The sequence below is a fragment of the Pseudoalteromonas sp. APC 3691 genome, from assembly GCF_030408135.1.
Lineage (GTDB): Bacteria > Pseudomonadota > Gammaproteobacteria > Enterobacterales > Alteromonadaceae > Pseudoalteromonas.
Genome location: NZ_JASDCB010000002.1, coordinates 143,556 through 152,487, shown reverse-complemented (window position 1 = coordinate 152,487; position 8,932 = coordinate 143,556). Strand labels below are relative to the sequence as shown.

7 protein-coding genes are annotated in these 8,932 nt (G+C 37.9%); 5 read left to right on the top strand and 2 right to left on the bottom strand.

What is annotated here, in order from left to right:
- On the top strand, window positions 1–953 hold a 953-nt coding region (locus QL998_RS01560), incomplete at its 5' end, for a reverse transcriptase domain-containing protein (RefSeq protein WP_290192027.1).
- Here the strand turns inward: QL998_RS01560 and QL998_RS01555 are convergent.
- Window positions 943–1,935: an IS110 family transposase gene (locus QL998_RS01555; protein WP_290192026.1), complete on the bottom strand. Its 993-nt coding sequence runs from the start codon at window positions 1,933–1,935 to the stop codon at window positions 943–945. The two genes, QL998_RS01560 and QL998_RS01555, sit on opposite strands and share 11 nt — an antisense overlap.
- A 368-nt stretch (window positions 1,936–2,303) precedes the next feature.
- Between QL998_RS01555 and QL998_RS01550 the strand changes: the two genes are divergently transcribed.
- From QL998_RS01550 to QL998_RS01535, 4 genes are all read left to right on the top strand, one after another.
- Window positions 2,304–2,600, top strand: a complete 297-nt coding sequence (locus tag QL998_RS01550; protein WP_290192025.1) for a type II toxin-antitoxin system RelE/ParE family toxin — start codon at window positions 2,304–2,306, stop codon at window positions 2,598–2,600.
- Window positions 2,601–2,605: 5 nt separating this feature from the next.
- Window positions 2,606–2,890, top strand: a complete 285-nt coding sequence (locus tag QL998_RS01545) for an addiction module antidote protein (RefSeq protein ID WP_290192024.1) — start codon at window positions 2,606–2,608, stop codon at window positions 2,888–2,890.
- 1,138 nt (window positions 2,891–4,028) lie between these two features.
- Window positions 4,029–5,756, top strand: coding sequence for a hypothetical protein (locus QL998_RS01540; RefSeq protein WP_290192023.1), 1,728 nt, complete (start codon window positions 4,029–4,031; stop codon window positions 5,754–5,756).
- A 1,105-nt stretch (window positions 5,757–6,861) separates the two neighbouring features.
- Complete coding sequence (locus QL998_RS01535; protein WP_290192022.1) at window positions 6,862–7,608, top strand: CPBP family glutamic-type intramembrane protease; 747 nt, start codon at window positions 6,862–6,864, stop codon at window positions 7,606–7,608.
- A gap of 170 nt (window positions 7,609–7,778) precedes the next feature.
- Here the strand turns inward: QL998_RS01535 and QL998_RS01530 are convergent, their stop codons facing one another.
- Window positions 7,779–8,927 carry a hypothetical protein gene (locus QL998_RS01530; protein WP_290192021.1) on the bottom strand — a complete coding sequence of 383 codons (1,149 nt, stop codon included), beginning with the start codon at window positions 8,925–8,927 and terminating at the stop codon, window positions 7,779–7,781.
- Window positions 8,928–8,932 lie beyond the last annotated feature (5 nt).

Genomic DNA, 8,932 nt, shown 5'->3' with positions numbered 1-8,932 from the left:
ACCCATCAAGTTATGGGTACAGGCCGAAACGAAGTTGTCATGACGCCATCAGCAAAGCCACGGTATTTATTCGTAAATATCACCGTGAGTGGGTGGTTGATATGGATCTGTCGAAGTGTTTTGACCTACTCGATCACGACTTGATCATAAGCAGCGTCAAACGCAAAGTGACAGACGGTAGCATCTTAAAACTGCTCAAACAGTTTTTAAAAAGCGGAGTAATGATAGGCAATAATTGGGAAGCGAGTGAGCTAGGAAGTCCACAAGGTGGTGTTATCAGTCCACTGTTGGCGAATATCTACCTAGATGCATTTGATCAAGAAATGAAAAAGCGAAATCACAGAATAGTGAGGTACGCCGACGACATATTGATCTTATGCTGCACAGAAAAAGCAGCCAAGAATGCACTCACAGTAGCGACTCAGATACTCGAAAAAGGCTTAAAGTTAACAGTCAACCAAAAGAAAACGCACATAGCGCATAGTAGTGAAGGCGTAAAATTTTTGGGAGTGGAGATAGGCAGTAATTGGACGCGTATCCAAGCCACAAAACTCAAAGGCTTTAAACAAAGAGTAAAACGATTAACAAAGCGAAATAGTGGCATGAACTTAATTGAAGTAATAAAAAGACTCAATCCAGTGGTGCGCGGCTTTGTAAATTATTTCAGTATAGCCAATTGTAAACGAGTGCTAAATTTGTTGGCAAGGTGGGTGAGACGACGATTAAGGGCAATTCAGTTAAGGTTGTGGAAAAACCCAGCGAGGTTGCATAAGCGACTAAAACAATTAGGGAAAAAGCCGCCATTTAAGTTCATCAAAATGAACTCATGGCGAAACTCTCTAAGTCCATTATCGAATGTAGCGATGCCAAACCAATGGTTTGAGGAGCAAGGTTTATATTCAATGGAAAAAGTAAGTACAGGATGGCTTGCTCAATCGGCGTTTAGAAAATAAGCCGAAGGGATAGAAGAATACAGGAGCCGTATACGAGGCCCGTACGTACGGTTCTGTGAGAGGGATGAGGCAAAAGCCTCACCCTACTCGATGTTTTACCTTGCTCCACTAATCGCTTATTTTGGGCTTTTATATCTGGATTATGTTGTACAGCTACTACAGCAGCCATATACAATTTAGCCCTTATATACCCAGGCCCTTCTTTGCTTAAGGTTGTTTTTCCAGCCCGTTTGCCTGACTCATTAAGCTTAGGTATTAAGCCTAAGTAACAAGCTAATTGCTTGGCATTTTTAAACTGTTTACATGCCATCAAGGACACCATCATACGTGATATTACCTCTCCAACACCTTTGATACTTTGAAGTAATTGGCGGTTCTTTTTTAATTGTGGGTGTCTATCAATATGCTCATCAATGTCATTTTTTAGCTTACCCATCTCAGTTTTTAGTACAGCTATCATATCTTCAATTGACTGAGTAACTCGAGTAGATGCACCTGAGAAACCAACAGCTTCATAACGATTTTCTTCGCGACGTAAGTCTTGCTCAAGTGCTTCAAGTCTACGCGTCATTACTTTTAACTCTCTCGCTTCAACAGGCTCAGGCTGCCAACTTAAAAGTGAGTGCTGTTGGTCATGACCATAACGAGCAAGCATTGTGGCGTCTGACTTGTCTGTCTTATGGACAAGCCCTAATGAACTTGCGTACTGTTTTGCTTTACCAGGATTTACATGTAATAAAATAAATCCTTGCTCATATAGGAAATACATCAGCGGCTCGCTATAAACACCTGTGGGCTCTGTTGTAATAACAATATCTTGTGCTTCTAAATTTGTATTCTTTATCAACCAGGCAACTAACTCTTGATAGCCCTTCGGGTTATTTTTAAAAATCTTCGTTTTCTTTTTACTTTTGACTACATCGCGTAGCCAGGAAATATCTAACTTTTCTTTACCCACATCAATGCCAATAAAAGCTTTCATCTCTATCTACTCCCCTTGTACATGCAGCGTCACCCTTAGTTGGGGCGCTAGGATACCATTCAGTTTAATGGAGGTTAGGAAGTCAGGGCTCAATCTACGTCACAGCATTTTCACACTCTGGTTGGGTACGAGCTCACTGTCTTCCCGATGTGACAAGTGCTAGCTAAACACTCATCAAGAAGAGATACAAGGTTGGGTAGAGTGAAACGAAACCCAACAATTTACAAATATATTCACTCGCTCAAAAGCCAAGAGTATGTGCTATTTATTGTAGGCGTTTAGCTTGCTGACGCGTTGATTGTTAAATCAAAATTCGGTATCCCTTAAATAAAATTGCACGCATGTAGCCTTTGGGCTACAATTGTTTAATGAAATATCGTATTAAGAAAACCGACGAGTTCGATAAATGGCTTAAAAAGCTCAAAGATCGTCAAGCTTTTATGGCAATAGCTAAACGTATTACACGTGCCATAAATGGTAATTTTGGCGATAGTGAATCTGTTGGTGGTGGCATATCTGAAATGCGAATTTTCGTAGGGAAAGGCTATCGTGTTTATTACATAATCCAAGGCAATGAGATTATTTTACTACTCAATGGTGGCCACAAAGGCACACAAGGTAAAGACATTACCAAAGCAAAAGTTCTTTTAAGTGAATTGGAGTAATTACTATGACGCTACAAACATCAGATTTTAACCCGTTTGACTATATGGAAACACAGCAAGAAATTAATACATTTTTAGAAGAGTGTTTAGCTGATGATGATCCAAATACCTTTATTGAAGCACTTGGCTTATTAGTAAAAAAACATGGCGTGAGTGATATTGCTAAAGCAACGGGGTTAAACCGTGAAAGCTTATATAAAGCAGTTAACGGTAAAACCAAGCCACGTTGGGAAACGATTTTTAAAGTGATGAAAGCACTTAACTTTCGCCTTACAACACAAATTTCATAGGCTAGGTAGAGGGAAACGAAACCCAACAAATCACAAATATGCTTACTCGCTCAAAAACCAAGAGTATGTGTTATTTATTGTAGGCGTTTAGCTTGCTGACGCGCGGGCGATAGCCCGAATAAGTATTTGAATAGGTGTTTGAGGGTATCATCACCTATAACGCGAATACGTTTCGTACTTTTAAATATTAGAAACCTTATTCAAGGTTTTGTCGCGCTGGCGACAGCAGCCAAAGAGGGGCTGCCGCTGGTCCCTCTCTGGACACTCTCAGCGCACCCGAGCATCACGCTATTTCCTTCAAATAATTAATTGATGTGAACGTAAGCGCCATGAAAGCATATCCATGTGCAAGCATGGCTTTCATTTCATCCATGAAATGCATTACTCATCAATTGCTTATTTTCAGGGCGTGATGACGGGGAAGGGTGTTAAACGTGAGGTTGGTGTTTGGTCTTGGCAAGAAACAAGACCTGCACCTCTCTGTAGTTCCTCTAGGCTGGGTAGAGTGTAACGAAACCCAACGAATCACAAATATACTTACTCGCTCAAAAGCCAAGAGTATGTGTTATTTATTGTAGGCGTTTAGCTTGCTGACGCGCGGGCGGCAGCCCGAATAAGTATTTAAATAGGTGTTTGAGGTTACTATTACAGATAGCGCGAATACGTTTGGCACTTCTAGAAATTAAAAAACCTTATTCAAGGTTTTGTCGCGCTGGCGACAGCAGCCAAAGAGGGGCTGCCGCTGGTCCCTCTCTGGACACTCTCAGCGCACCCGAGCATCACGCTTAATCCTTCAAAACCACAATTGATGTGAACATAAACGCCATGAAAGCACATCCATGTGCAAGCATGGCTTTCATTTCATCCATGAAATGAATTACTCATCAATTGCTTATTTTCAGGGCGTGATGACGAGGAAGGGTGTTAAACGTGAGATTGGTGCTCTAGTTTAGATAAGCCAATTTAATTTTAGTTCTAATATAATTTGAATAAATACATAAAATTAAAAGAGAAAAATTTCATGTAACTTCTTTTTTAAATAAAAGTTATGTATGCTTATTTCATAATCATACGCTAATAACTCTAAATATGTGAAGGGAGTTCCAAGCTATTTATAGGGTTTAATATGGACAGTTTAATGAGTGAAGAAAAGTTTTTCGCATCCGAAATATCGCATTCAGCAGAAGCAGCTGAGAATCAATTATTAGAAATACTTAAAACTAGTAATTTGCGCGATAAGTGCTATGCATATAAATCTAGGGTAAAGACTTGGAAAAGCCTAATTTCAAAAGTTGAAATTAAAAGGAAAAAGAAACCAGAGTATAATTTAGAGGATATAACTGATGTATTAGGTCTAAGAGTTGTTACTCTTTTTCGACAAGATATGATTGATGTTATAGATATAATTCTTTCACTCGTTACCCATCAAATGCCTTATAACCCAATTCCATTTGTCAAAAATAGTTTGAAGGAGGCTATAATCTATAGTCCTTCTATAACAAATGACAATATAATTAGTCAGGCCGATCAAAAAATAAACTCATTTGAGCTGCTTTCATATCAAAATATAAAAAAAGAGCCAAGCGCCGCAAGATACTCAAGCATACATTTAGTAGCTTGTATGGATGTTGGTGTACCCGATTTTAAGGTTGATTATAAAATTCCGATAGAAATTCAAATTAGAACAGTCTTCGAGGATGCCTGGGGCGAACTTGACCATAAATATGGTTACCAGAGTCGAGAAGGTAAGTCTGAAGAGATTATCGCAAACCCACTTCATGTTCAAAAAAATCTATTAACAATGAAAAAGTTTGTCGATGCATGCTCAGAGTATGCTGATAACATTAGAGATTTGGCTGTTGAAACACAATTAGAAGAACGGACTGTTAAACCTCTAGATACAGATGAATTAATAACGGATAACTTAACCGTAGAAGGTGTACCTAAAAATATAATTGATGATTATATGAAAGTGAGAGAAGAACGAGCTGCAGCTGAAAGCTCATCTAATCGCAGCCAACTATATTTAAATGCGGCAGAAAGTTTTAGTAAATTACTTGAGCAGACTTTATCTAATACTTCAATTCAAAAAGAAAGTTATTTTAAGACTTACTACTACTACATTAAAATGGACGAAGCTCTATGTAGATTATCTACATCAGATAGCTCTGAGACAGAAAAAGCACTAATTATTTATAAAGAACTAATTAAAACTTATTCTGCTTATCCCGTTATAAGATTTAGGATGGGGCAGTCATACATTCGTTTGAAAGAGTTTGAAGAGGGGCGAAAGCAACTTAAAACGTGTCGTAGAATAATTTCAAAACTTGAAAATGTTACTTTAGAAAAGAAAAGAGTATGCTTACCTGAGATTGAACTGAAAAAACTTGATGTCGGATTATGTATATTATTAGGATTTGCATACTGGAAAGAAGCAAATGATATTTACAATACAGCACCAGAATCAATTAGAGTTCGCGCTTTTTTAGATCAAGCTTTTCTTCAAACACAACCTGCGCTTAATATTCCAACTTTAACTTTTGAGCACAAATTAAAGCTAATAAATAATATTATATTTTATGCTCTAGAGATTGTTCACTTCAAAAACCTTAAGGGAAACAATGAGAAATACTTAAAATTTATAGAGGATAATTATACTTTCATTGCAGAAAATACACAGCTTGAAAATAGTCAGAATATACAACAGTTAGATACTTTGATGAACTGTTATCTATTCTTGGATGATACGCTAAAGGCTGTCAATGTTGCTAAAAGAATAGAAAAGCTCAGTTTAGAAAGTAATATTAAAGGTGGGTCTAGAATTGACAAAAAGGTACTTACTCGTGTTAAAGATCTATTAAGTTGAAACGGATAGATTGACATTAGTTAGGTTATCTTGCATCTTTACTAAAGAGGTATTTTATAGTTGACAGAAAAAAATATCTCTTTAGTATTAGCGTCAATAGACAGAATAATCTGTTCATAAGGAGTTACTATGTTAAATTCTCCAGAGTGGGATATCTAGATACCCATAAAATAACTAGTTATTAAATTGAATACCAACCCTAAGTGGTTTTTATAAATTATATGATTAGGGTCACTAAAAAGGTTAGCTAAATAAGCTAACCTTTTTTGTTTCAGGTCTACTTAAATAGTACTTTTAGATAAATACTCCCCACCTAAAACTTTAAACCAAAGAAAACCAATGGGGTCGCCCAATAGAGAGTTACGGTTAAGCAGACAGCTGTGTTTTCTTGAACTCTTTATTCGAAAAGACCAAGTAGTCATCACGTTGATTGGTATCAATATGCACCTCTTGGCTTACGCCTCAGCCATCATTTAGTACCAATATCAGCCTAAACTACAAATATCTTGAAATTATACTTTTAATCTCTATTATTAGCCTTAACAACACCCCTCCCGCTACCCGTAAGCTCAGCGCCCTGCGAGGGGTTAATAATTTCTATAGCATGGTAAAAGGATTTAGCCTTCTTGCAGATCCCCAAAGCCCCATAACATTTGTGCAGCAAGTCGACTTTCTAGTGGAACCAAAGGCACTAAATTTTGACTAGACATCAAATACCTAGCTTTTTAGTTTATTGCTCATCGAGTTAATTACTCTGTCGAGACCACTGCGAGCAGAGTTTAAGAATGCGTTTACCATGTGATTAACCGTGGGAGAGTGCATGAGAAAATAAAGGGCAATATTATTGCCCTTTATTACATGCTTAAACTATAGCGCGACTAAGCTTTGCTCTAGCATTGCCTTTATTTGTTTTATTATTTTCTTCTTTTACTTTGGTCTTCTGCGTTTACAAGAACTCACCAAATACGCCTCTGTTATTTAAAGCCTAAGACTACTTTACTAATTAAATAGTTGTTTAATGCTATCTCATTTGGGATTAATATTAGGTACTACTCAAAACAATAATAAAAGTAAGAAGCAATGTGCCCTTACTAAAGAGGTATACATGGAAGATGCATTCATAGCCGTATTTGCAAATGTCGGCGTTATATTAATTTTAGCTTTAACATTAAAAGCATTTAATAGAGTCGATATAAATATAACGTGGTCTTTAATCTCATTAGGCATTTTTACGTGTTACGTTTTTGCTTTATTTAGAGGCGCCGAGGTTATTCCTTTAGATATATTTTTTACTGATATGGCTTGGAATTGGTCAGGTAAAATAGCAGTAATTATCCTGTGGGGAGGTGTAATCCTAGCCTTAGCGAAATATAAACATGGCTTTCGTATTGCTGATGCTGGTTTTACTTTCAAACAAAGTGAAGGCTCTTTAAAACCTGCTTTCATTGTTTTGTGCTTGTTTGTAATTCTCCAAGTCATTGTTTCATGGTTCTGGAGTGGAGAGCCTCGCTATGATTTAGAAACATTACTTTATCAAGCAACCATGCCAGGGTTTGACGAAGAGCCGATGTTTAGAGGGGTCTTACTATTTTGTATTTCTTTGGCAATAGTATCTAAGCGATACAGTTTGGTAAGCGCGCCGATAAATATAGGTGGATTACTTTTAGTTTTATTATTTGGCTTGGTGCACGGCGTTATGTTTAGCGATGGCGAGTGGTATTTTTCGTTGACCTCTATTTTATTAACTGGAGGTTATGGTTTTATTTTACTGTGGCTAAGAGAGCGAACGGGAAGCTTGGTATTTCCAATTATCGCCCATAATAGCGTTAACGTTGTTGGGCAATTAATTTAGGGTTAGGTTAAAACGTTTAGTTGCGCTAGATATTCCAGAATCAGCAAGGTTAGGTCTTTCTTTTTGCCTTTTGTGATTAAGGAAAAATGCAAAGCCTGCACCTAGTAACCCCATTTAAAAAAGGGCAATGTTATTGCCCTTTTTTATGCGCTTAATTTGGTAGTTCTAAACTATAGCGCTACTAAGCTGTGCTCTAGCATTGCCTTTATTTGTTTTACTATTTTAGCTTCTGTTTCAGGTTCGAATTGTTGTATACGTGGGGTATGAATATGCCCTGTAGGTATACTTGAATTAAGCGCATCGCGCAGGCGAATACTTCGGTACGATATTTCGTTAGACAGGTAACCACCGCCGCCGCCATTAACTGCAATACTATTTTTAAGCTCGCCGTACGAACCCGCTTTATAGGTTTTTTCAAGCGTGGTGACTTCGTGATTGTCGATAACTTTATAAGGGCCTTTGGCTTGTTGCATGTAACTTACAGGCAAGCTAAATTTTACAAACTCGTTGCCCGGGAGTGGTCGGCCATTAAGTTTTGGTATTACTGGGCTTGTTTGCGTTCCGCCATACACAATGTTGGCATTATCGGGGGCGGTTACACTGCGACGTTTACCCGGAAAGTGTTCTAAATCAAACTCTGTTCTGCCCATACTTACGGTGACTACCATGTCTACATTATTAAGTGCGTAGTAAGGGGCAAGTAGCGATTCTATTATGCCTTGATCGAAGTCTTCGTAGCGTACAGGCACCATAACGGTGTTTATTTCTGCGCTCACGCCGTTGTAATTAATAACTTGGCCGTCGAGTAATAACGCTGCAACACCTGAGGGGTTACTTTGGTTTATATTTCTATCAAGTAAAAATGGGTCAAAGCCTGTAAGTAATATTTTTTTAGTGCTGCCTGATGAAAAAGCAAGGTCGGTACGTCCTCTGCTGCCTTCCTCAAGTAGGGTTAATAAAGTATTTAGTTGAGCCTGCGTAATTGAAAACTTAGGTGACGTTGTGCGTATTACTTTGCTTGAAAGCAGGCGTGCCCAGTAGAGCTCTCGGTCGTCGTAATTGTTGGTTTTTACTATGCGTTGCTTGGCGTTTTCCCACAGTTCAAAGCTAAAGCTTTGCACTAATATTTTTGCACTTTTAAAGTCGTTTAATTTTTTAAATTGTTGTTCAAAACTTGATATTTGTGGGGTAAATGCTTTTAAAACACTTGGCATAGCTGTTTGGGCTTTGTTGATGCGCTGTTCTTCAACAGTTAAAGGGTTACTTAAAACAGCGAATGAAGAGGCAATTAAGCTGGTCGCTAGTAATACTTTGATCATGATAC

Coding starts and splice junctions, on each gene's coding strand:
- QL998_RS01550 (WP_290192025.1), top strand. CDS start 2,304: ATGAAATATCGTATTAAGAAAACCGACGAGTTCGATAAATGGCTTAAA.
- QL998_RS01530 (WP_290192021.1), bottom strand. CDS start 8,927: ATGATCAAAGTATTACTAGCGACCAGCTTAATTGCCTCTTCATTCGCT.
- QL998_RS01535 (WP_290192022.1), top strand. CDS start 6,862: ATGGAAGATGCATTCATAGCCGTATTTGCAAATGTCGGCGTTATATTA.
- QL998_RS01540 (WP_290192023.1), top strand. CDS start 4,029: ATGAGTGAAGAAAAGTTTTTCGCATCCGAAATATCGCATTCAGCAGAA.
- QL998_RS01555 (WP_290192026.1), bottom strand. CDS start 1,935: ATGAAAGCTTTTATTGGCATTGATGTGGGTAAAGAAAAGTTAGATATT.
- QL998_RS01545 (WP_290192024.1), top strand. CDS start 2,606: ATGACGCTACAAACATCAGATTTTAACCCGTTTGACTATATGGAAACA.